At 73.9% G+C, this 22,073-nt stretch carries 18 protein-coding genes and 1 pseudogene; 7 read left to right on the top strand and 12 right to left on the bottom strand.

Annotated elements, in window-relative coordinates:
• Window position 1: 1 nt before the first annotated feature.
• Window positions 2–2,164, bottom strand: a complete 2,163-nt coding sequence (locus C8054_RS19715; RefSeq protein WP_107158681.1) for an MMPL family transporter — start codon at window positions 2,162–2,164, stop codon at window positions 2–4.
• 110 nt (window positions 2,165–2,274) lie between these two features.
• Here C8054_RS19715 and C8054_RS19710 point away from each other — a divergent pair, with 110 nt between their 5' ends.
• The 3 genes and pseudogenes from C8054_RS19710 to C8054_RS19700 all read left to right on the top strand — a co-directional run bounded on the left by C8054_RS19710 (window position 2,275) and on the right by C8054_RS19700 (window position 4,433).
• Complete coding sequence (locus tag C8054_RS19710) at window positions 2,275–3,264, top strand: hypothetical protein (RefSeq protein ID WP_107158679.1); 990 nt, start codon at window positions 2,275–2,277, stop codon at window positions 3,262–3,264.
• 35 nt (window positions 3,265–3,299) lie between these two features.
• Window positions 3,300–3,665 carry a VOC family protein gene (locus C8054_RS19705; RefSeq protein ID WP_107158677.1) on the top strand — a complete coding sequence of 122 codons (366 nt, stop codon included), beginning with the start codon at window positions 3,300–3,302 and terminating at the stop codon, window positions 3,663–3,665.
• Between the two features lie 32 nt (window positions 3,666–3,697).
• Window positions 3,698–4,433: pseudogene (locus tag C8054_RS19700) on the top strand (YqjF family protein).
• A 31-nt stretch (window positions 4,434–4,464) separates the two neighbouring features.
• Here C8054_RS19700 and yidD read toward each other — a convergent pair.
• Genes yidD through C8054_RS33355 form a run of 3 tightly spaced genes read right to left on the bottom strand, consistent with a single transcriptional unit; the run spans window position 4,465 to window position 5,394 of the window.
• Window positions 4,465–4,836: a membrane protein insertion efficiency factor YidD gene (yidD, locus tag C8054_RS19695; RefSeq protein WP_233219725.1), complete on the bottom strand. Its 372-nt coding sequence runs from the start codon at window positions 4,834–4,836 to the stop codon at window positions 4,465–4,467.
• 52 nt (window positions 4,837–4,888) lie between these two features.
• Entirely contained in the window at window positions 4,889–5,188 is a 300-nt protein-coding gene (locus C8054_RS19690) for a helix-turn-helix transcriptional regulator (RefSeq protein ID WP_107158783.1), read from the bottom strand.
• Entirely contained in the window at window positions 5,188–5,394 is a 207-nt protein-coding gene (locus C8054_RS33355; protein WP_199199848.1) for a type II toxin-antitoxin system RelE/ParE family toxin, read from the bottom strand. The genes C8054_RS19690 and C8054_RS33355 overlap by 1 nt, the downstream gene beginning before the upstream one ends.
• 170 nt (window positions 5,395–5,564) lie before the next feature.
• Between C8054_RS33355 and C8054_RS19680 the strand changes: the two genes are divergently transcribed.
• The gene (locus tag C8054_RS19680) at window positions 5,565–6,425 is read left to right on the top strand and encodes an AraC family transcriptional regulator (protein WP_107158781.1); all 861 of its coding nucleotides are present in this window, start codon (window positions 5,565–5,567) and stop codon (window positions 6,423–6,425) included.
• On the opposite strand, the gene C8054_RS19675 is transcribed toward C8054_RS19680, so the two are convergent.
• A complete protein-coding gene (locus C8054_RS19675) occupies window positions 6,422–7,678 on the bottom strand; it encodes a phosphotransferase family protein (RefSeq protein ID WP_107158675.1) in 1,257 nt (418 codons plus the stop codon). The genes C8054_RS19680 and C8054_RS19675 overlap by 4 nt on opposite strands.
• A 108-nt stretch (window positions 7,679–7,786) precedes the next feature.
• On the opposite strand from C8054_RS19675, the gene C8054_RS19670 reads away from it, so the two are divergent.
• A complete protein-coding gene (locus C8054_RS19670; protein ID WP_107158673.1) occupies window positions 7,787–8,380 on the top strand; it encodes a hypothetical protein in 594 nt (197 codons plus the stop codon).
• Window positions 8,381–8,401: 21 nt separating this feature from the next.
• Here C8054_RS19670 and C8054_RS19665 read toward each other — a convergent pair whose 3' ends face one another.
• Window positions 8,402–9,559 (bottom strand): hypothetical protein, encoded by a 1,158-nt coding sequence (locus C8054_RS19665; protein ID WP_107158670.1) that lies wholly within the window; start codon window positions 9,557–9,559, stop codon window positions 8,402–8,404.
• A 266-nt stretch (window positions 9,560–9,825) separates the two neighbouring features.
• Here C8054_RS19665 and C8054_RS19660 point away from each other — a divergent pair, with 266 nt between their 5' ends.
• Window positions 9,826–11,367 carry a gluconokinase gene (locus C8054_RS19660; protein ID WP_107158668.1) on the top strand — a complete coding sequence of 514 codons (1,542 nt, stop codon included), beginning with the start codon at window positions 9,826–9,828 and terminating at the stop codon, window positions 11,365–11,367.
• A 22-nt stretch (window positions 11,368–11,389) separates the two neighbouring features.
• Window positions 11,390–12,907: an SLC13 family permease gene (locus C8054_RS19655; protein ID WP_107158665.1), complete on the top strand. Its 1,518-nt coding sequence runs from the start codon at window positions 11,390–11,392 to the stop codon at window positions 12,905–12,907.
• A gap of 110 nt (window positions 12,908–13,017) precedes the next feature.
• On the opposite strand, the gene C8054_RS19650 is transcribed toward C8054_RS19655, so the two are convergent.
• The 6 genes from C8054_RS19650 to C8054_RS19625 form a co-directional block, all read right to left on the bottom strand.
• Window positions 13,018–13,302 carry a putative quinol monooxygenase gene (locus C8054_RS19650; protein ID WP_107158663.1) on the bottom strand — a complete coding sequence of 95 codons (285 nt, stop codon included), beginning with the start codon at window positions 13,300–13,302 and terminating at the stop codon, window positions 13,018–13,020.
• Window positions 13,303–13,329: 27 nt separating this feature from the next.
• Window positions 13,330–14,088 carry a MerR family transcriptional regulator gene (locus C8054_RS19645; protein ID WP_107158661.1) on the bottom strand — a complete coding sequence of 253 codons (759 nt, stop codon included), beginning with the start codon at window positions 14,086–14,088 and terminating at the stop codon, window positions 13,330–13,332.
• Between the two features lie 55 nt (window positions 14,089–14,143).
• The gene (locus C8054_RS19640; RefSeq protein ID WP_107158779.1) at window positions 14,144–16,336 is read right to left on the bottom strand and encodes a bifunctional diguanylate cyclase/phosphodiesterase; all 2,193 of its coding nucleotides are present in this window, start codon (window positions 16,334–16,336) and stop codon (window positions 14,144–14,146) included.
• Window positions 16,337–16,631: 295 nt separating this feature from the next.
• The gene (locus tag C8054_RS19635) at window positions 16,632–18,824 is read right to left on the bottom strand and encodes a trypsin-like serine protease (protein ID WP_107158659.1); all 2,193 of its coding nucleotides are present in this window, start codon (window positions 18,822–18,824) and stop codon (window positions 16,632–16,634) included.
• A 141-nt stretch (window positions 18,825–18,965) separates the two neighbouring features.
• A complete protein-coding gene (locus C8054_RS19630) occupies window positions 18,966–20,519 on the bottom strand; it encodes a glycosyl hydrolase (protein ID WP_107158657.1) in 1,554 nt (517 codons plus the stop codon).
• Window positions 20,520–20,611: 92 nt separating this feature from the next.
• The gene (locus C8054_RS19625) at window positions 20,612–22,072 is read right to left on the bottom strand and encodes a hypothetical protein (protein ID WP_107158273.1); all 1,461 of its coding nucleotides are present in this window, start codon (window positions 22,070–22,072) and stop codon (window positions 20,612–20,614) included.
• Window position 22,073: the final 1 nt, after the last annotated feature.

The raw sequence follows: 22,073 nt of genomic DNA, 5'->3' as shown, positions 1-22,073 counted from the left end.
GCTACCCGACATCGGCGGTGGCCGGCTCCGGCTCCGGTTCGGCCGGCCGGCCGCCGTCGCGTCGCTCGTCGCCGTGCCCCGGCCACCACGCCTTGTGCCCGATCAGCCCGGTCAACGCCGGCACGAAGAACATCGACATGACGAACGCGGACAGCACGATCCCGATCGCCACCGCGAAGCCCATCTGCTGGAGGAACGAGATCGGCGCGAGCATCAGCACCCCGAACGTGCCGGCCAGGATCAGCCCGGCCGCGGCGACGGTCGGGCCGGCGTGTTCCACCCCGATGGCGGCGGCCCGGTGCGGTTCGTGGCCCTCCCGGGCCTCCTCACGGAGCCGGGCGATCATGAGGATGTTGTAGTCGGTGCCGATCGCCACCACGAACAAATAGAGGATGATCGGGAGCTGGAACGTGACGCCGGGCTTGCCCTCCAGTCCCTGGAACAGGTAGACGGTCGCGCCCAGCGTGGCGGCGAAGTTCAGCAGCACCGCGATCACCAGGTAGACCGGCGCGACGAGGCTGCGCAGCAGCAGCCCGAGGATGAGCGCGATCAGGGCGGCGGCGACCGGCAGGATCACCGACAGGTCCCGGTTGTTTGCCGAGTTGATGTCGGCGAAGATCGCGGTCGGGCCGCCGACCAGCGCCGTCGTGCCCTGCGGTGCCTTGGCGTGCAGCGCGTCCCGCAGGTCGTCGCGGACCAGGCTGATCGCCTCGTTGGAGACCGGGTTCTCGTCGAGCAGCACGTTGATCCGGGCGACGCTCGGGTCGGTGGTGCTGCGCTCAGCCGGCTGCACCCGGGCCACGCCGGGCGCGTCGGCCGACGCGGCGGCGAACGCGGTCACCTGCTGGTCGGTGAGCGGGGTGCCGTTGCCGGTGGTGAGGTAGACCTCGGTGGGCGCGAGCGCGCCGGCGGCGAAGCCGCGCTGGAGGTCCTTGGCGGCCCGCGCCGACTCGGTGTCCTGCGGGAAGCCGGCGCTGAAGTCGTAGTCGGCCTGGTAGCTGAGCACCCCGGCGGCGAGCGCGACGAGCAGCGCGCCCGATGCGGCGGCCACCACGGCGGGCCGGCGGCCGACGGCGGCGCCGAGCCGCCGGGACAGCGTCGCCTTCGGTTGGCGCTGCCATGCCTTCGACGGCCAGAACACCCAGCGGCCGAGCAGCGACACGATCGCCGGGATCAGGGTCAGGGAGGTGACCAGCATGACGCCGACGGCGATGGCGAGCGCCGGGCCGAGCGAGCCGAAGAAGCCGAGCGAGGCGAGCAGCAGCACCAGGAACGCGACGATGACCGCGCCGGCGGCGGACGTGATGACCTCGCCGACCCGCTGCACCGAGACGATCATCGCGGTGCGCTTGTCGTCGCCGGCGCGCAGCCGTTCGCGGTAGCGGAACAGCAGGAACAGAATGTAGTCGGTGCCGATGCCGAACAGCACGATCAGCAGGATGGTCTGGAGGTCCTGGCTGACGTTGAGGTCGAACGCCTTGCCGGCGGCGGCGACCAGCCCGGTGGTGACGGACATGACCACGCTGATCACCACGACCGGCAGCAGCGCGGCGATCGGGCTGCGGAAGATGATCAGAATCAGCCCGATGATCAGGACGATGGTGGCGACGCCGACGATCGCGAACGCCGAGTTGAACGTGTCCTCGTTGTCGACGAAGCTGGCCACGTCGCCGGCCACCCCGGCGGTGAGACCGCTGCCGGCCAGGTCCGGGCCGAGCGCGGCGCGCAGGTCGCGTACGGCGTCGAGCAGTTTCGGGTCGCTCGGGGTCTCGGCGTCGAGGCCGACGGAGATGATCTGCACGGACCGGTCCGGCGCGACGGCCGGCGGGCCGGTGAGGTAGCCGGAGGTCCGCGGGATGTTCCGGCCCTTCAGCGCGGCGGCGAGCTGCCCGACCCGCGCCTCGTCGGCGGCGCTGAGCGGCGTGCCGTCGCCGCGTTTGACCACGATGGTGGCGGTGGCGGTGGCCGCCTGCGGGAACGCCCTGGCGCCCAGCTCGGTGGCCCGCACCGACTCGTAGGAGCGCGGCAGGAAGCTCTCCTGGTCGGCCGAGGTGATGTCGCTCAACGACGGGCTGGTGACCACCACGGCGATCGCGGCGAGGACCCAGCCGCCGATCACCCACCAGGCCTTGCCGACGACGAATCTGCCCAGTCGCTCGAACATCGTTTCCCCCGTGGAGTTCGACTGTCTCGCCAGCATCCTACCGTCGGTGACCAATCCTTTTCGGACGGCACGCGCCGTCGCGTCGATGAACGGCGTGCGAGGATCGGTGGATGAGCGTTCGGTGGCCCGGTCCGGGTGTCCTGGCGGCGTGGCTGCTGGCGACCGTGCCGGTCCCGCTGCTCTTCTTCGAGGCGACCCACCGGTGGGAGGAGGACCCGTCGCTCGCCGCCGCGCTGTGGTGGCCGGTGCTGGCGTCGCCGGTGCTCGCCGCCCTGGTCGCGGCCGGTCAGCCCCGCCGCCGCGGCGTCGCCGGCCCGGCGCTCGCGGTGGCCGTCGCCACGCCGGCCACGGCCGTGCTGCTGGGCGCGTCGCTGGCGTTCTTCCGCTGGGTGGTGCCGCTGACCGGCGAGGCCCGCTGGGGGCGGGCGCTGCTCGGCGGCCTGACGCTCGCGGTGGCCGGCGCGCTGACCGGGTACGCCGCCGGTGCGCGCCTGCCCCGCCGGGACCGGCCGCCGTCGCGGCGCGGCTACCTGGTCGGCGCGCTGGCCGTCGTGTTCGGGGCGCTGCTGGCGCAGTCCGCGGTCCGGCTCGGCGCCGAGGGCAGCACGGTCGGGGAGCCCCTTCGGGAGTACGGCGGGACGGGCCCCTACGCGACGTCGGCCGGGCGGGTCACGGTGCCGGCGCCCGGGGCGTACGCGATCTTCGGGGTGGGTTTCGCACCGGCGGCCCCGGACTGCCGGCTCACCGGCGCGGGCGCGGCGGTCCGGGTGGCGGAGCCGGTCCGGGTGCCGCCCGGCGGCTACGGCGGGGACGCCGCCAGCTACGCCTGGGTCGCCTCGATCCGGCTGCCGACGGCCGGGGCGTGGACGCTGACCTGCCGGACGTCGGATCCGGAGGCGTCCTACGTGGTCGGCGACGAGCCGCGGATCCGGGGCGCGGTGGGCGCGCTGATCCACTGGCCGGTGGGCGTGATCTGGCTGCTCGGCGCGCTGCCCGGCCTGCTCGTCGGCGCGGACACCGCCCGGCGGCGCCGTGCCGCCCGGCGGGTGGGCGGGAGCGCGGCGCCCGAACGCCCGGGAAGTGTCGTAGTGGGCTCGTAGCCTGGCGGGGTTCTCGACGATCGCAGGGAGGCGACGTGCTCGACCACTTCTCCGTAGCGGTGCGCGACCTGGCGGCCAGCGCCGCCTTCTACGACACGGTCCTCGCCCCGCTGGGCGGCCGGCGGATCATGGAGCCGGGGCCGATCGGCTACGGCGTCGACACGCCCGACTTCTGGGTCGAGCACGCGCCGGCCGACGCCGCCCCGGCGCCGGTGCACATCGCGTTCACCGCGCCCGACCGGGCGGCCGTGCGGGCGTTCCACGACGCGGCGGTGGCGGCCGGGGTCGAGGTGCTGCACGCGCCGAAGGTCTGGCCGGAATACCACGCCGCCTACTACGGCGCGTTCGTCCGCGACCCGGACGGCAACAACGTCGAGGCGGTCTGCCACCGGCCGGAGTGACCCGCCGGCCCGGCGGGAGGCAGGATGGTCGGGTGGAGATCGAACCGGTCGAGCACGCGCCCGCACGCGCGATCCGTCGGGCCTGGCTGGCGCAACGTTGGCACGATCTCACGTTCCTGCACTGGGCGGTGCCGCCGGAGCGGGTCGCGCCGCTGCTGCCGGCCGGCACCCGTCCCGACACGTTCGACGGGCTCAGCTACGTCGGGCTGATCGGCTTCCGGATGGTCGGGCTGGGGTTCGGCCGCGGGCCGGGGGTGCCCTACTTCGGCACGTTCTGGGAGACCAACGTGCGGCTCTACTCGGTCGACGGCGCCGGCCGGCGGGCGGTGGTGTTCCGCTCGCTGGACGCGTCCCGGCTGGTGCCGGTGCTGGTCGCCCAGCTCAGCCTGCGGCTGCCCTACAAGTGGTCGGCGATGCGGCTGGAGCGGGCCGGCGACACGGCTCACCTACCACTGCCGGCGGCGCTGGCCCGGCCCGGCGGGCGCGGCCAGCCGGATGACCGTCCGGGTCGGCGCGCCGATCCCCGAGCCGACGCCGCTGGAGCACTTCCTCACCGCGCGGTGGGGCCTGCACACCCGGGCGTACGGGCACACCCGGCACCTGCCGAACTGGCATCCGCGGTGGCCGCTGCACCGCGCCGAGCTGCTGCACCTGGACGACGAGCTGGTCACCGCCGCCGGCCTGCCCGCGCCGGACGGGCCGCCGGTGAGCGTGCTGCACTCCCCCGGCGTCCCGGTCGTCTTCGGCGGCCCCACGTCGGTCCCCTGACCGCGCGCCGGGCGACGGTCCCGGCCGACGGTCAGCGCAGCGGGTCGTGGGTGCCGCGCGGCACGTCGGGGCGGCACCGGCGGACCCGGTCGGCGGCCATCCGGCCACCCACCGCGAGGCCGTGCCGTTCCACCGCGGCCAGCCCGTACGCGCTGCACGTCGGCGTGTAACGGCAGGTCGCCGGCCAGCGGTGCGACAGCCAGCGCCGGTAGCCGAGGATGGCGGCCCGGCCGGCCCGGTCCACGGCCGGCGTCCGCACCAGGCCGGCGGTCACCGAGCCGAGGGTGAGGAGTGTCGAGAAGAGCCCCAGGTCGCAGCAGCCCGGGCCGTCACAGTCGAGCAGATCGCAGTCGCAGTCGCACCAGTCCCGGTGCTTTTTCTTCTTGTGGTGTCGCTTCCGCATGATCACGAGGCCATGATGCGACACCCCCGCCAGTGGACTCGGAGGTCGTCGGTCAGGCGGCGTCGGCGAGCGGTGAGAACCGGACGTCGAGCCGCATGTCGAGAGCACGCGCCAGTCGTTCCAGGACGACGAGGGTCGGCACGGTGCCCCCCGCCTCGAACCGGGCCACCGCCGACTGCGTCATTCCCGCCGCACGCGCCAACTGGGTCTGGCTCCAGCCGAGCCCTTCCCGCAGCTCACGAACGGCGTGCCCGAGTTCGAAGGCGAGGCGTGCGGCGGCGTACGCCTCGTCGGCGCCCGGCTCCGCCATTCGTCGCTGCCGCAGCTCCGCCCAGTCGGCCCGCTCCGTCATCACTCAACCCCCCACGTCAGCCTGATCGCCTCACGCTCCAGGTGGAAGCGGAGCTCACGAAGCTTCCCGTCGAGCTGCCGTGTGTGGGGTTCCCCCAACAATGGTCCCCGATCGGCGAGCAGGTCGATGTAGAAAGCGGCTCGTGCGAACTCCGCGGTGGACAATCCCTCCAGCCAGTTCCGGACCTCTGTCTCCAGTTCGACCACACCAGCCCATAGCGTCGATGCTATGAGTTGGCCGGCCCTCGGCACCGGCCATGAGCGGGCGTGTCGCCGCACCGGAGGGCGGCTCGGCCGACCGGGACGGGGCCGGTGGGGGCGGGCGCACCGGCGGCCGGGACCATGGCGTCGAGGGCGAACCCAGGAAGGAGCATCCGGTGCTGGATCGGCTCAACCAGGCCATGGACCACCTCGAACAACGGCTCGACCAGCCGCTCGACGTGGCCGCGCTGGCCCGCGTCGCCTGCACGTCGGAGCACCACTTCCGGCGGCTCTTCTCGGCGCTGGCCGGGATGCCGCTGTCGGAGTACGTGCGCCGTCGCCGGCTCACGCTGGCCGGCGCCGACGTGCTCGCCGACCGGGAGTCGCTGCTCGACGTGGCGATCCGGTGGGGCTACGGGTCGAACGAGGCGTTCGCCCGCGCGTTCCGGTCCGTGCACGGCGTCGGCCCGGCGCAGGCCCGGCGTACCGGTGCGGTGCTGCGGTCCCAGCCCCGGATGTCGTTCCGGCTCGTCGTCGAAGGCAGCAGCAGCATGGACTACCGGATCGTGACCAAGGGCGCCTGCCACCTCGCCGGCCGGAAGGCCCGGGTGCCGCTGGTCCACGAGGGGATGAACGCGCACATCGTGGCGTTCGTCAGGAGCGTGGACCCGGCCACCGTACGCCGGATCGAGGCGCTGTCCGACCAGGAGCCGCGCGGCGTCGTCAACGTCAGCGACGACCTGGCCGGGTCCCGCGCGGAGGGCACCGAGCTGGACTACTGGCACGCGGTCGTGACCGGCGCGCCGGTGCCGGCGGACCTGGACACCCTGCCGGTGGCGGCCGGGGACTGGGCGGTCTTCCGCAGCTCCGGCGCGTTCCCGCAGGCGTTGCAGTACCTCTGGCGGGACGTGTTCACCCAGTGGTTCCCGTCCAACCCGTACGAGATCCGCCCCGGGCCGGAGATCTCCCGGGTGCGGATCGCCGAGGGCGGCGGCACCGCCGACGCGGAGCTGTGGATCCCGGTGCGCCGGGTCTAGCGGCATGCCTCGGCGGCGGCCCGCGTCAGCGCGGCCGGCACGTCGAGTGCGTGGTAGGGGTGCTCGCTCGGCTCGATGCCGGCGAGGAACATCGCGTACGCGGCGGCCAGCCGCAGCGGCGCGACCGGCCGGAGCAGGTCGACCGCCCGGTGCGGGTCGCAGCCGGGCGCGTCGGCCCGCCACCGGTCGGCCCACTCGTCGATCAGTCGGGCGGCGGCCGGCGCGGCCAGGCCCTCGGTCAGACGCAGGACGTCGAACGCGGGGTGGCCGACGAACGCGTCCGCCCAGTCGATGACGACGCGCCGGACGCCGTCGCCGCGAACGTTGCCGGGGTGCAGGTCGCCGTGCACGAGCGTGTCGGGCAGCCGGCAGTCGCGGATCCGCCGCAGCCGCTCGTCGAGCCGGTCGAGCAGCTCCGCGGCGACCGACACGTCGTGCCCCGTCAGCCACCTCCGGATCCATCCGCCCAGCCGCGCCCCGCGCAGGTCGGGAACCCCGGCCGCGACCAGCCGACCCACCGCCCCCACGGCGCGCACCTGCACCGGATGGTGCGCCGCCGCGATACCGGCCAGTTCCGCCTCCCCGGCCCCGTACCGGTCCTCCCCCGCCACGTGCTCCACCAGCACCCGCCCCTCCCCACCCACGCCCAGCACCTCCACCCCAGCCCTGTTGATCAAGGAGTTTGCGTCGGCGTTGATCTCCCCCGGGACGCAAACTCCTTGATCAACGGGGACATCGGGGTGGGCGAGCCAGGTCAGGACGGCGGGTTCGTGGTGGGCGAACGGGGGGAGTTGTTTCAGCCACGCCGGGCCCGGCGGGGTGTCCAGTCGCCAGATCGCGGAGAGGTTCCAGGTGCGCTGCTGCGCCACGGCGGTCACTGGACGGCCGAGCCGGCGCAGCTCGTCGGTGGCCCAGGCCACGCTGCGGGCCGGGCCGCCGGGCTCCGCCCACGGCTGGCGCAGTGGGTGCGGTGCGCGGTCCACCGCGACCGGCTCCAGGCTCGTACCAGGCGCCGCGGCGGCGGCCGAGGCCTCGGTGAGCTGGGCCAGGTAGCGGACGTGGCCGCCGGGTGGGTGCGGGCGGGCGGCGTCGAGCAGCCGTAGCACGGCCACGTCGACGCCGTACCGGTGGCGGGCGCCGTCGACGACGGAGGCGACCTGCTGCCACCACGGGTCCGGCACGTCGAACGGAGGCAGCGCGCCGAGTGGCCGGCCGGCGGCGTCAACCAGGACCACTGTCACGGTGCGGGACACGGCCGGACGCTAACCGGGCACCCCTACGGGAGGCGAGCGGATTGATCCGGGAGCGGTGCGGGGCGGCTCCCGGATGTCGCGGCGACGGGCAGCGGACACGCTGGGGCGATGAGCCTTCTCGATTCCCGGACTCCTCCCGCGTACCGCTGGTTGCGGCCGGTCGCGGTGACCGCCGCGGTGCTGCTGCTCGGCTACGGGCTGCTGCGCCTGCTCGACCGCCTGGACGGGCACAGCGACAAGGGCGCCTGGGCGTGGAACACCGGGCACACCCTGTTCCTGCTCGGCGTGCTCGGGTTCGGCGCGCTGATCGTCGGGTTGCACGGCCTGCTGCGTACCCGGTCGGGCCGGCTGCGGACGCTCGACGACGTGGCCGCGGTGGCCGGCCTGATCGGCGCCGCCGCCTTCGTCTGGGTGATCCTCGGCGACCTGTTCCCGCGCTTCGCCGACGCGGTGGACACGCCCGGCGTGGTGCTGTTCGGCGGCCCGGTGCTGTTCGAGCTGGGCCTGCTGGTGCTGCTGTGCCGGGCGGCGGCGACGCGGCTGCTGCCGGGGTGGGCGCCGGTGCTGGTGCTGGTCGGGTTCGTGGCGATCGCGGTGAACCTGGACCTGCTGCCGGTCGGCGCCGCGCTGGTCCTGGCCGGCCTGCTACCGCTGCGCGGCCCGGGTGTTAAGCGGGGGCCCCGCCTATACCGGAAGCGTTAACCGGGGGCCCGGCCTTTCACCTCAGCTGAAGAGGGGGCGGCGCGGGCCCCGGTGGTTGGCGCACGCGTCACGCTGGCCGCCGGTCCGGCTGATCGTGCCGTCGCGGCACTGCACCAGCCAGCCTCGACCGGACCAGAACCCGGGTACGCACTCGAACCAGTCGCAGACGCCGGCGGCCGGCCTGCGGATCCGGTCGCCGCCGCAGAAGTCGTACCCGAAGGGGTTCACCGGCGCGCCGCAGCGCCGCTCGGTGGCCGGCTGCGGGACGGCGTCGCGCGGCGACGCGGGTGGGGTGCGGCGCGGTTCCGGGTCGGTGCTGGGCCGGACCTGGACGGCCGGGGCGACGACCGGCGGCGCGGGCGTGCCGGTGGCCGCCGGGGTGGCGGCGGCGGCGCGTTCCGACCCGGCCCGGGTGGGCGGGTTGGACTCGACGAGCATCGCCGGCACGGCCAACGCGAGCGCCGCGCCCACCGCGACGGTCCGCCGGCCGCCGGGCACCAGCGCGGAGGGCCGGGCCTGGCCGGGGGTGAGCACGGCCGGGCGCTGCGGGCGGGACTCCGCGTGCTCGTCGAGCAGTTCGTCCAGCTCGGCGACGACCGCGGCGCGCTGCTCGATCGCGTCGGCGAAGGCCAGCGTGAGCGTGAACCGGAAGTCGGCCGCCGCGCCGGTGGGCAGCAGCAGTCCCGAGGTACGCCGCCGGTCCAGCACCTGGATCAGGGTGACCGGCGCGGCCGGGTCGTGGGACAGCCCGGTCATCCGGCCGTACACCCAGTCGCGCCGCCCGCGCCCACCGAGCAGCACCAGCCGCCGGTTGGTGAGCACGGCCAGCCCGGCGTCGACCACCCGCACCCCCTCGGGGCGGCGCGGGCGCAGCGCCGGCGGGTCGGGGTCGACGGTCAACTCGGGGGCCGGCAGCACGGCGGTGTGCCGCACCTCGACCAGTTGCGCGGCCGGCAGCGTCCAGAAGACCACCTCGCCGGGGGCCAGCTCCATCGGCAGGCCCACGCCGGCCCGCACCGAGCCGTGAAAGGACACCGCGAGCGTACGCAGGCGACGCAGTTCGTCGTCGCGGCGTCGCCACGCCTCGTCGGCCGCGCGGAAGGCCCGCTGCCGCCGCTCGTTCTGCCGGTGTGCCCACCGGTAACGCCATGTGGAACCCGTCGAATCAGTCATCGCCACGCCGACTCCTCCGCCGCGCGAGCCCACCAACCGGGGTGTCACTGGTCTCAACGGTGATCGGGGGGTACGAAGACACGCCAAAGTCACCAATTAGACCGATTGGCTGATTGACGGTCGCAATCGACGGAAAGCGCTGCGCCGATTCATGTTTCGTGTGGGTCCGCCTCCGGCCGCCCCGCTTCGCCATGCGGGCCGGTGAACACGTCGGTAACGTCAGCCGCAGGGCGGGGCGTCCGCGGCCCCCGGCGGCGAGTGGAGGTGCACCGGTGGGCGACCCGGCCGTCGTGGTGGGCGTGGACATCGGCACCACCAGCAGCAAGGCGGTCGCGTTCGACACCGACGGCCGGCAGTTGGCCAGCCACTCGATCGGCTACCCGCTGGAGGAGCCGCACCCGGGCTGGGCCGAGCAGGACCCGGACCTCATCTACCAGGCCGTGCTCGGCGTGATCCGCGCGGTCGTCGACGAGCTGGGCCGGCCGGTCGCCGGCCTGTCGTTCAGCACCGCGATGCACAGCCTGATCGGGCTGGACGCCGAGGGCAACCCGCTCACCGCGTCGATCACCTGGGCCGACTCCCGGGCCAGCGCGCAGGCCGAACGGCTGCGGGCCGCACCGTCCGGGCTGGCTCTGCACCGGCGCACCGGCACCCCGGTGCACCCGATGGCGCCGCTGTCCAAGCTGGTCTGGTTCGCCGAGCAGGAGCCGAAGCTGCACGAGCGGGTGTCGCACTGGGTCGGCATCAAGGATCTCGTCCTGCGGCGGCTCGCCGAGGCGCTGGTCACCGACCACTCGGTCGCCTCCGCCACCGGCCTGATGGACATCCACCGGCTGGCCTGGGACACCGAGGCGCTGCGCGTCGCCGGCATCACCGAGGAGCAGCTCCCCCAGCTCGTCCCCACCACGCACGTGCTGCCCGGGCTGACCGCCGAGGCCGCCCGGGCCACCGGCCTGCCGGCGGACACCCCGCTCGTGGTGGGCGCCGGCGACGGTCCGCTGGCCAACCTCGGGCTCGGCGCGGTCCGCCCCGGTGTGGTGGCCTGCTCGATCGGCACCAGCGGCGCGATGCGGGTGATGGTGGAACGCCCCGGCGTGGACCCGCTGGGCGGCGTCTTCTGCTACGCGTTGACCGAGGACCGCTGGGTGGTCGGCGGCGCGATCAACAACGGCGGGATCGTGCTCCAGTGGGCCCACGACGCGCTCGCCCCGGAGCTGGGCGAGCACGCCGAGGAGGAACTGCTCGGCCTGGCCGCCCAGGCGCCGGTCGGCTCCGGCGGGCTGATCATGCTGCCGTACCTGCTCAGCGAGCGGGCGCCGCACTGGAGCGCGCTGCCGCGCGGCGCGTACGTCGGGTTGACCCACGGCCACGGCCGCGCCCACCTGGTGCGGGCCGCGTTGGAGGGGGTCTGCCAGCAGCTCGCGCTGGTTCTCGCGTCGGTCCGCGCGGCCGGCAACGAGGTCCGCGAGGTCCGCGCCAGCGGTGGCTTCGCCCGCAGCCCGCTGTGGCGGCAGATCCTGGCCGACGCGCTGGGCATGCCGGTGCGCTTCCCGGCCGGGCACGAGGGGTCCGGCTTCGGTGCCGCGCTGCTCGGCATGCAGGCGCTCGGTCTGATCGAGTCCATCGAGGTCGCCGCCGACCTGGTCCGGATCGAGGAGACGGTCCGGCCCGATCCGGCCGCCGCCGCCACGTACGCGGCGTTGCTCCCCCTCTTCTCCGAGCTGTACGACGCGCTCGTGCCCACGTTCGCGTCGCTGCGACGGCTGGCCCCGAGCCTGCCGCCGGAGCCACCACCCACCGCCCCACCCAGATGACCGAACAGAGGTCGTGATAGCCGTGGTCACACTGCTCGCCGCACCGGCGGAACCACTCACGAACGCCGGCAACACCCAACTCGTCGTCGCCGCGCTGCTCGGCATCGCGGCGGTGGTGCTGCTCATCGCCTGGGGCAAGGTGCACCCGTTCCTGGCGCTGATCCTCGGCGCGGCGGTGCTGGGCGTGGTCGCCGGCGTCTCCGCCGACAAGATCGTCACCTCGTTCAGCGGCGGCGTCGGCTCCACGGTCGGCGGCGTCGGCCTGTTGATCGCGCTCGGCGCGATGATCGGCGGCATGCTGGCCGAGTCGGGCGGGGCGGACAGCATCGTCGAACGGGTGGTGGGCCGGGTCTCCGGCGGCGCGCTCCCCTGGGCGATGGCCGGGGTCGCCGCGCTCATCGGACTGCCGCTGTTCTTCGAGGTCGGCGTGGTGCTGCTGGTGCCGATCGTGCTGCTGGTCTCGCGCCGCGTCGACGTGCCGCTGATGAAGCTCGGCATCCCGGCACTGGCCGGCCTGTCGGTGCTGCACGGTCTGGTGCCGCCGCACCCGGGCCCGCTGGTCGCGATCGACGCGCTCGGCGCCAACCTCGGCCAGACGCTCGCGTTCGGCCTGCTGGTGGCGATCCCCACGGTGATCGTCGCCGGCCCGGTGTTCGGCAACTTCATCTCCCGGTACGTGCCGGCCACCGCGCCGGAGGCGCTGCTGCCCACCCGGCGTGACCTGGCCGTCGCCGGGGACCGCAGCCCCACCCGCCCCGGCGACGGGCGGGCCGACGCCGACGGCGACCTGGTCACCGAGGACGACCTGGTCAACCCCGGCGCCGGTCGTCCCGGCGCGTCGATCGACGAGCCGGCCGGGCCGCGGTCCCGCCGCGCGCCGGCGCTCTGGGCCGCCGTGGTCACCGTGCTGCTGCCGGTGGCGCTCATGCTGCTGCGCGCCGTCGGCGAGCTGACCCTCGGCGAGGACACCGCCGGCCGCAAGGCGCTGGACATCGCCGGCACCCCGATCGTCGCGCTGCTCGCCGGCGTCATCTTCGCCATGGTCTTCCTGGGCTACCGGAACGGCTTCAGCCGTACCCAGGTCTCGGGTTTCCTGGGTGGCTCGCTGCCGGCGATCGCCGGCATCCTGCTGATCGTCGCCGCTGGTGGCGGCTTCAAGCAGGTGCTGGTGGACGCCGGCGTGGGCAACCTGGTCGCGGACGCCGCCACCGGCGCCAACCTGTCGCCGCTGCTGCTCGGCTGGCTGGTCGCGGTCGGCATCCGGGTCGCCACCGGCTCGGCCACGGTCGCCACCATCACCGCCGCCGGCATCGTCGCGCCGCTGGCCGCCACGCTCCAGGGCCCCGAGGTGGCGCTGCTGGCCCTGGCGATCGGCTGCGGGTCGCTGTTCTTCTCGCACGTCAACGACGCCGGCTTCTGGCTGGTGAAGGAGTACTTCGGGCTGACCGTCGGGCAGACCATCAAGAGCTGGTCGGTGATGGAGACCATCATCTCGGTGGTCGGCTTCCTCGGCGTCCTCCTGCTCGACGTCTTCGTCTAGCCGTCGTGGTCTCCCGGCCGGCGGCGGCCGGTCATATCACCAACGAATCAGCTCGAAAGGGACACCACGGCACACCTGGCCAACGTTCGGAGCGCCCTGACCGCCGGCGGTCAGGGGGCCTCGACGCCGGAGATGCGGAACTTGTGCACCTCGGCGCCGAGGATCGCCGTCACCTGCTCCGCGTCCGGCCCGGAACCGCGGAACGCGAGCAACTGCTCGTCGGACTCCCACCGCTCGTACACGTTGATCCGGCCCGGCTCGACCAGGTCGGCGCTGACCGCGAAGTCGACGCAGCCGGGTGCGGCGCGGGCCGCGCGGACGGCCTCCGCGCAGGACGCCAGGTAGGCGTCCCGCCGGGCCGGATCGACGTAGAGGGTGCCGGCGACGATGAACATCCGGCCATCGTGCCATCCGGGGCGGGCTCAGGCCCGGCTGATCGCGTTGGCGTGGATGGCCTCGTTCAGGTACGCGGCCATCCCGGGCCGGATCGTCTCGAAGTACGCGGTGAACCGGGGGTCGGCCACGTACATGTCGGCCAGCCCGGTGTGGATCTCGTACGAGCAGTCGTACCACCACTCGGTGATGAGCTGGCGGTGCTCCTCGGCCAGCGCCGTCGCCTCCGGGCCGTCGGCCGGCGCGCCCGAGTCCATCAGCGCGGCGAGCCGCCGCCCCCAGTCCTCGTTCACCGCCTTGTTGCGCAGCCAGTCCTCCTTCGAGTAGCGGCTGGCCCGCTGCTGCGACTGCCGGTACGCCTCGGTGTCACCCCACCGCTGCGACACCTCCTCGGCGTGCTCGTCCGGGTCGAAGTCCCCGAACACCTCGAACCGCTCCTCCGGCGTCAATCGGATCTCCAACTTTCTCGCCTCCATCGCGCGCTCGATCGCCGCGACCATCTCCTGGAGCTTGCCGATCCGCCCGGAGAGCAACTCGTGCTGCCGGCGCAGGTGCGCCGCCGGGTCGGCGTCCGGGTCGTCCAGGATCGCGGCGATCTCGTCAAGCGGGAACCCCAGCTCGCGGTAGTAGCGGATGAGCTGGAGACGGTCCAGGTCGCGGTCGTCGTAGCGGCGGTAGCCCGCCGGGGTCCGCCCGCTCGGCCGCAGCAGCCCGATCTCGTCGTAGTGGTGCAACGTGCGGACCGTCACCCGGGCCGACCGCGCCACCTGACCCACCGTGTACGCCATGGGTTCCCTCCCTTCCGCGACCAAGGCTCCCGCCTCCCGCAGCGTGAGGGTCAAGTCACCCGCTGATTCTCTCGTGCGCCAGCGTGGGGAGCAGGTCCGGCAGGGCGCTCGGGCGGCCGTACCGCCAGCCCTGGCCCTGCCGGCAGCCGATCGCGGTGACCGCCGCGTGCTGGGCGCCGGTCTCCACCCCCTCCGCCACCACCGCCAGGTCGAACGCGCCGGCCAGCCGGTTGACCATCTCCACGGTGGCGTACGCGCGGGAGTCGCCGGCACCCAACCGGGACACGAAGGATCGGTCGATCTTCAGCTCGGTGGCCGGGATCCGGTGCAGGTAGCTCAACGACGAGTAGCCGGTGCCGAAGTCGTCGATGGCGATACGGATGCCGAGGTCGCGGAGCTGGGCCAGCCGGTCGAGCACCGCCTCGCTGCCCTCGATCAGCGCCGACTCGGTGAGTTCCAGCGTGAGCGCGCGCGGCGGCAGCCCGGCCGCGCCCATCGCGCCGGTGACGGTGGCGATCAGGTCCGGACGGCACAGGTGGGCGGCGGCGATGTTGACCGCGACGGTCACCTCGGGGGCCCGCTCCCGCCAGGTAGCGGCGGCCCGGCACGCCTCGTGGATCACCCAGCGGTCGATGGCCAGGATCAGCCCGGTCTCCTCGGCCAGCGGCAGGAACCGCGCCGGGGTGAGCACACCGAGCCGGGGATGCCGCCAGCGGACCAGCGCCTCGGCGCTGCGCACCGTGCCGGTGGCCAGGTCGACGATGGGCTGGAACTCCATCAGCAACTGACCCTCGTCGACCGCGCGGCGCAGGTCGGCGATCAGCTCGGCCCGGCTCACCGCCGACTCACGCAGCTCCGGCGTGCACGTGCGCCAGGCGGACTTGCCGGCCGCCTTCGCCGCGTACATGGCGATGTCGGCGTCGCGCAGCAGGTCGGTGTGCGAGCTGTGCTGCGGACCGTACTCGGCGATGCCGATGCTGGCCGACGGGTGGACGCCGAGGTCCTCCTCGCCGGGCAGCGGTTCGAGCGCGGCGAGCAGCCGGACGGCGAGCCGTTCCGGGGCCACCGGGCGGTCCCCGGCGACCAGCACCGCGAACTCGTCGCCGCCGAGTCGGGCGATCATCCCGTCCGGGCCGATCGCGTCCCGCATGCGCGCCGCGATGGTGGTGAGCAGACGGTCCCCGGCGGCGTGCCCGAACCGGTCGTTGACCTGCTTGAAGCCGTCCAGGTCGAGCAGCACCACGGCGACCGGCCCGCCCACCCGAAGCGCCCGGCGCAGTCGCCGGATGAAGGTCAGCCGGTTGGGTAGGCCGGTGAGCTGGTCGGAGTACGCCAGTCGGCGCAGCCGGGCGACCAGCCACAGGTTCTCGTTCGCGGCCAGCCCCTGCCGCAGCGCGAGCACCCCGAGCAGCGCCATCATGCCGACGAAGACCAGGTGCGGGGTCTGCCCGGTCGGCTGCCGGGACACCATCACCGCGACGATCGCGCCGCCGACCGGCAGGTACGGCAGCGCGACCCGCCACCACGGCGGCAGCGGCGACTCGCCGGCGTCGTCCTCCCGGTCACCGCACCCCGGCGATGGATAGCGGCTGGCCAGGCCGACCAGCAGGTAGCTCAGCGGCCAGCAGACGTCGACCGGGTGCCCCGGGACGTAACTGCCGTGCGCGACGAGCGAGACGTAGACCGCGTCGGCGCCGGCCCGGATCGCCAGGCCCGCGCCGATCAGGGTGAGCGCCCGCCACATCGGCCGGCCCGGCCCGGCGACCGCCACCAGGATGGTGAGCTGCATCAGGTCGAACATCGGATAGAGCAGCCCGAACGTGCGCAGCGGGTCGGACAGGTCCGCGGCGGCGAGGTCGCGGAACACCACCACCCAGCCGATCGGGATCAGGGCCAGCCCGACGATCACGCCGTCGAGCAGCGTGCGGGCCTGCCCGATGAGGCTGCTTCCGCCGGCCCGGGAGCAGAGCAGCGCGGCGGTGCCGGTGACGATGCCGGCGGTGAAGAGACCGCCGACCAGCGGCGTGTGCGGCAGGTCGATCCCGCTGAGCCGCTCGACCGTCCACACCGTACGGCCGAGCGCGGCGAGGGCCATGGTGGTCGCGAGCAACCACCAGAACCGCCGCAGCGGGACCGGGTGCCGGCGGGCCGCGCCGACGCAGAGCACCGCCGCCCAACTCGACACCGCCATCGCGCCGAGGTCGCTGACCAGCGCCGCGCCGGGCAGGGCGGCGACCAGCCAGATCATTTCCCCGAGTACGACGACGGCGGCCGCGACGAGTCCGACACGGCCGGCGAGCGGGTGACGGGCCGGCGCCGCGGCGGCGAGGCTCACGTCGTGCGGGGGGACAACGATGCGCTCCGGCTCTCTTCCAGACGTGCGCCCTCGGTGATGAGGACCGGACGGCGGACGACGAACGGCGCAAGCCTAGTCAGCGCCGGGGGCCGCCGCCAGACTCGGTCCGGTGTCGGTCACCGGACGTGACGCGGGCCGTCCCACCGCAGTGGAGACGGCCCGCGTCCTCATCGGACCTCGTCGCGGATCACCAGCGTCGGGTGCTGTCCGGCCAGGAGTCGTACGACTGGGCGGAGAGGATCGCGTCCCAGCCGGCGCTGGCCGTGCCGGTCGGCACGGACGCCGCCAGGTCGGCGCCGCTCGTGTCGAACGGCCTGGTTTCCAGGTAGCCGGTCAGCACGCCGTTGGCGTCGCGCCGGTAGTACTGGCCGCCGCCCGGCGAGAAAATCGACGTGACCCCGGTCCAGCCGCTGGTCGCCGGGTCGAACCGGCCGTCCCAGGCGCCGGCCGGCGTGACGACGTAGGTGGCCAGGGCCCCGGTGCTGGTCGTGGTGATCAGATGCCCCTTGCCGTTGGCGCCGAGGGACTGCACCCCGAAGCCGCTGGCGATCGGCACCACGTGGTTGGGCAGGTCGGTGGTCGCGTCGGCCGGCTTGGCCTTGGCCACCGTGTACCTGTGCAGGACGCTGCCGGCCTGCCCGAAGAGTGAGCCGTTGCCGTCGTAGACCAGCCGGTCGTGCGTCCAGCCGCCGCCGAGGCGTTCGGTGGTGCGGGTGAAGGTGAGCGGCTGCACGCTTGTGACGTCGACCCGGTGGAGGTCACCGCCGTTGGTCACCAGCAGGGTGTCCGAGCTGAGGGTGGCCAGCGCCTTCGGCGTGAAGCCGAGCGTCTGCTCGGAGACCGTCCGTACCACGATCGCGCCGGTCACCGGGTCGAGGGCGGTGTAGGTGAGCCGGCCGTCGGGCCGGGCGCCGAAGACCGAGATGGCGCCGTGCCACGGCCGGGCCGACAGCAGGGTCTGGTTCCAGCCGCTGGTGCTGACCGCTGTGGACTTCGTCAGGTCGGCGCCGCTGCCGTCGACCGGGTTCGCGTCGCGGAAGCGGTCCAGCCCGCCGCCGGCCGTGCGGGCGAAGTACCAGCCGCCACCGGGCGAGAGCACGTGGGTGTAGCCGGCCCAGCCGGTCGTGGCGAGCGTGCTGAGGATGAACCCCTCCGGCCCGCCTCCGTTGATGCGGTAGGAGAGCAACCGGCCGTCGGTGAGGTTGCCGAGGATGCGGCCCGGGGCCGGGGAGGTGAGCGTCTTCTGGCTGAAGCCGGTGGCGACCGTCACCGGGTACCCGAGGTCGTTCTGCGAGGTCGGCTTCTCGGTGGTGAGCGTCCGGCGACGCAGTTCGTAGCCGATCTGCCCGTAGAGCGAGCCGTAGCCGTCGTAGGTCAGCCGGTCGTAGGTCGACCAGCCGTCCATGATCCAGGTGGTGGTGAACGTCAACGGGTCGACGCCGGTGACGTCCAGCCGGTACATCTTTCCGCTGGTGTCCGTCACCAGGATGGTGTTCTCGTTCAGCGTGGCCATCGCCTTGGGCGTGAAGCCGAGCGTCGCGGTCGACACCCGGTTCGCGCGCAGTTCGCCGCTGGCGGCGTCGACGACGCCGTAGGTGAGCTGGCCGGCGGCCGTCACGCCGAAGATCTGCACGTCGGCGGTCCGCTCGCGGATCCACGCGGTCAGGTCGTCCACCCGGGTGACGGTGGCCCCGTCGCGGGTCTCGGTCTCGCCGAGGCAGCCCTTCTGCCAGGAGGTGTTGCCGATCGCCACGAGCTGCGGCACCCCGGCGACGACGCGGAGCGCCGGGCCGCCGGCGTCGCCCCGGCAGATGGTGGCCCCGGCCGAGGCACCGGTCACGTCGGCGGTGGCCGCGCCGACCCCCTGCACGGTGAAGTCGGCCGCGTGCAGCCGGTCCGGCACCCACTCGGTGGCGGTGCGGCCGTACCCGGCGATGGTCAGCGTGTCGGCCGCGGCGGGCGCCGCGGTGGCGAGCGCGACCGGGGTGACGCCGGCGACCGGGTTGGCGAGTCGGAGCAGCGCCAGGTTGCGGTCCGGGTGCGGGAGGACCGCGACGGCGGCGCGCTCGTGCCCGGCGGTGCCGGTCAGGTCGGTGCGCCCGACGACGACGGTGGTGGGGCGGGCCGGGGCGCCGGCGGTGACGGGGCCGGCGCCGTCGGTCAGGCAGGTCTTCGCGGTGACCACGAAGTTCGGGTCGACCAGCGCGCCGGTGCAGGCGCGCAGGTCACCAAAAGTGATCTTGGCGGTGAAGGCGTAGGTGCCGTCGGGCACTCCGGTGGCGCCGCTGACGGCCGACGCGGTCCCACCACCCAGCAGTGTCGAGACGGTGACGACGCCGAGGAGAGCGGCTCCCCATCGACGGGCATGGCGAACTGACAACGAATCCCCCGTGGTTCGATCGGCGCGGACCGGGGGTCCGGTCCGGTCCCGCTGGATGCTATCCGGCGGACACGCGACGTGTAGCACGCCGGAACATAACCGCCCAAGAGCGACAGCCAGCCGAACCGGACCGGTCCGTCGTCACTGGACGGTGACGTTGTCCACATAGATCGCCGAGGTGCCGCCCGCGCCACTGCCCGGCACGAACTGCACGCCGATCTCCCGCACGTCGCCGAGGTTGGCCACGCCGGCCAGCGGCAGCGACAGGTTCACCCCGGCCGAGGTGACCGCGACCGTGCCGCCGTCGAACCACTGCCAGCCGGCGCCGGTCTTGACGTAGAGCTTCGCCTGGCTGCCGGTACCGAAACTGCCCCACGGCGCGACGCGCGCGGTGGCCCGCAGCGTGCCGCGCCCGCTCAGGCTGGTGGTGGCGGACTTCTTCAGGTACGCGGCCCCGGCGCCCAGGTTGACGTCGGACTTCAGCGAGCGGGTGCCCTCCGCCGCCCACTCGGTGACCTGCCAGGGCCCGCCGGTGACGCCTGCGCCGGTCCAACCCTCGGTGCCGGACTCGAACCCGTTGAGCAGCGTGCCGCCGGACGGGGGCGGGGTGGTGCCGCCGCCACCCGGCTCGGTGACGTTACCGAGGTCGACCTCGCCCCGGTTGGCGATCCAGGAGTTGTTGAACAGCGTGCTCGCGCCGGCGTTGCGGGCCGGGCCCCAGCCGTCGTTCCAGGCCAGGAAGTAGGACGTCTTCGGGTAGCTCTGCTGGAACGCGGTGACCCAGCGCCCGTAGTCGAACGAGCCCTGGCTGTCCGGCCCGATCTCGGCGAACGCGAACGGCTTGCCCAGCCCGACCAGCTCGCTGTACGCGGACTGGATGCCGGAGACCTGCGGGTTGTCGTCGTACGCGTCCATGCCGACGACGTCCACGTAGGAGTTGCCCGGGTAGTAGGTGGTGCGGTTGCCCCGGCTGAAGTCGGCCGAGTAGACCCAGAGCAGATTGTCCAGCCCCTTGGTGCCGGTGAGGTAGGTGTACATCTGCTGCCAGACCTGCTTGAACGTGTTCGGGTCGCGGTTGCCCCACCAGAACCAGTCGCCGTTGACCTCGTGGAACGGTCGGAACAGCACCGGCACCCCGGCGTTCTCCAGGTCCTGGAGGCCGGCGGCCATCTTGTCCTGGAGCTGACGCCAGCGGGCGCCGGCGGCGGTCGACGGGTTGAGCAGGTCGGCGAAGTTGCCCATCGGGGTGTTCAGCCCGCCCCCGTTGGCGTTGGCCGGGCTGGGCAGGTGCACGCTGATGGTGACCAGGCCCCCGCTGGCCGACCAGGACTTCAGCGACGAGTTGCAGGAGTAGTCGACGAGCGCGGTGATGTCGTTGTTGGTCGCCCAGCCGGAGCCGTAGTCGCAGCTCAGGATCGCCGGGTACTGGCCGGTGGCGGCGCGCAGCTCCTCGGTCTGGCTGAGCGAGAAGCCGCTGTTGCTGTAGCCGCCGAAGAAGCCGGAGGCGACCCGGTTGCTGCTGCGGTTGGGCAGGTGGGCGAGCCAGTTGAGCACGTTGCGGGTGGCGGTGGACGCGTTGGCGTTGGCCGGGGCGACGGTGTGCGCCTCGGCCGGCGCGACGACGGAGAGCGCGGTGGCGGCGGCCAGGACGGTGGCGGCGGCGGTCGACGCGAGGCGGATCCTGCGGCTTCGCATGGGTCACCTTTTCGGGTCAGGGGGCGGGTGTGGCTGCCACCAGTGCACTACTGAACCGATTAAGTTTCAAGCATGTGAATGAATTGATACAACTACCCGTCGTGATGCTCCGGCGGTCCGCCGTGCGTCCACGGCGTCTCCTCCGGCGTCGGGAACACGCCACCCGGCAGGTAGCCGTCGGAGAGACTGGTCAGGCAGATCCGCTCCCCCACCTCCGGCACGCTGCCGGCCGGCGCGGTCAGCCCGCGCCCCATCCCGCCGGACAGCTCCAGCACCACCTCCGTCTTGCCGTCCCCGCCCGGGGTCACGAACACCACGGTCGCCTTCTGCCCCGGCCGGGCCGGCGAGTACAGCGTCGCGCCCACCGGCATCGGCACCGGCTCGACGGTCACCACCTGGATCCGGGGCCGCAGCACCGGACGCCGGCCGGAGTCGTCCACCCGCTTCGGATCCGCCAGCGTCACCTCGCCCACGAACGCCTCCCCGGCCAACCGGTGCTCGGCCATCACCAGCGGATCGTCGTACGCCCGCTGCACCGCCCACGCGGTCAACGCCCGCTCCAGCCGCTGCAACCGCAGCGCCGCGGCCACCGCGCCGTCCCGGCGCGGCTGCGGACCACCGTCGGCGTCGACGTGCTCGGCGTACCCGGTGAACGCGTCCCGGTCCCCCGCCCACCGACCCGCCACCCGCGCGCCGGGCGGCAACGCCCGCATGAGCCCGACACCGCGCCACATCAGCTCCCAGGTGGGTGCGAGCTGGCCGCGCAGCAGCCCGGCAAGCTCGTCGTACGCCGCCGGATCGTCCTCCGCCCCGGCGTACGCCTCGATCGCCGGGGCCAGCCGGTGGTTGTCGAAGTCCGGGTCGGTGGCCGGCCCGGCCGGTGGCACGAGCGCCGGGTCCTCGGCCCGCAGCGCCGCCTCGGCCCCGGTCGACCCCGGCGGCGGGTCGAGCCAGCCGAGCACCGCCGGCAGGTGCAGGTCCTCCACCGCGCTCTGCCCGGTCGCCCAGTGCAGCGTCAACGCGTCGGTCATCGCCAGCAGCGCCGCCGAGCCGGGCTGCTCGGCCCGCTCCGCGAAGAACGTCAACCAGCGACCGAGCAGCGGCACCGACGGGTACACCGGATGGTCGCCGTCCGGACGGCGGAACCGGGTGGACCGGCCGAACAGCCGCAGGAACGTGATCCCGGCCGGGTTCGGCACCAGCAGTTGCGGCGCGTCGACGTACCGGTGGCGGACGTCCCGGCCCCGGTCCACCGCCACCGCCTCGGTCACGCCGCGGAACGAGTCCAGGTAGGGCAACACGATGCCGGCCAACTCGGCGGCGAACGCGAACCGCTGGTCCCGGTTGCGGGGCTGCGGCACCACCAGCAGCCGGGCCTCGTCCGGCGCGGCACCCACCAGCACGGCCAGCGGAGCGTTCGCCTCACCCGCGAGGGCCAGCGGCACCAGCACCAGCGGCCGGTCCGACAGGTGCAGGTGCCGGACCGTGGCCACCGGCTGGGCCCGCCCGGCGGCGACCGCCTGTGCCCGGGCCAGCGCGCGCAGCGTACTCACC

Origin of the sequence: Micromonospora sp. RP3T, from assembly GCF_003027925.1 — a bacterium.
Lineage (GTDB): Bacteria > Actinomycetota > Actinomycetes > Mycobacteriales > Micromonosporaceae > Micromonospora.
Note: the sequence above shows the minus strand (reverse complement) of the source record. Positions and strands in the feature narration are given on the sequence as shown.

Bases quoted from the DNA above. Each gene is read 5' to 3' on its own strand.
- C8054_RS19715 (WP_107158681.1), bottom strand. From the start codon at position 2,164: ATGTTCGAGCGACTGGGCAGATTCGTCGTCGGCAAGGCCTGGTGGGTG.
- C8054_RS19710 (WP_107158679.1), top strand. From the start codon at position 2,275: ATGAGCGTTCGGTGGCCCGGTCCGGGTGTCCTGGCGGCGTGGCTGCTG.
- yidD (WP_233219725.1), bottom strand. From the start codon at position 4,836: ATGCGGAAGCGACACCACAAGAAGAAAAAGCACCGGGACTGGTGCGAC.
- C8054_RS19690 (WP_107158783.1), bottom strand. From the start codon at position 5,188: ATGACGGAGCGGGCCGACTGGGCGGAGCTGCGGCAGCGACGAATGGCG.
- C8054_RS19670 (WP_107158673.1), top strand. From the start codon at position 7,787: ATGAGCCTTCTCGATTCCCGGACTCCTCCCGCGTACCGCTGGTTGCGG.
- C8054_RS19650 (WP_107158663.1), bottom strand. From the start codon at position 13,302: ATGTTCATCGTCGCCGGCACCCTCTACGTCGATCCGGCCCGGCGGGAC.
- C8054_RS19645 (WP_107158661.1), bottom strand. From the start codon at position 14,088: ATGGCGTACACGGTGGGTCAGGTGGCGCGGTCGGCCCGGGTGACGGTC.
- C8054_RS19640 (WP_107158779.1), bottom strand. From the start codon at position 16,336: ATGATCTGGCTGGTCGCCGCCCTGCCCGGCGCGGCGCTGGTCAGCGAC.
- C8054_RS19630 (WP_107158657.1), bottom strand. From the start codon at position 20,519: ATGCGAAGCCGCAGGATCCGCCTCGCGTCGACCGCCGCCGCCACCGTC.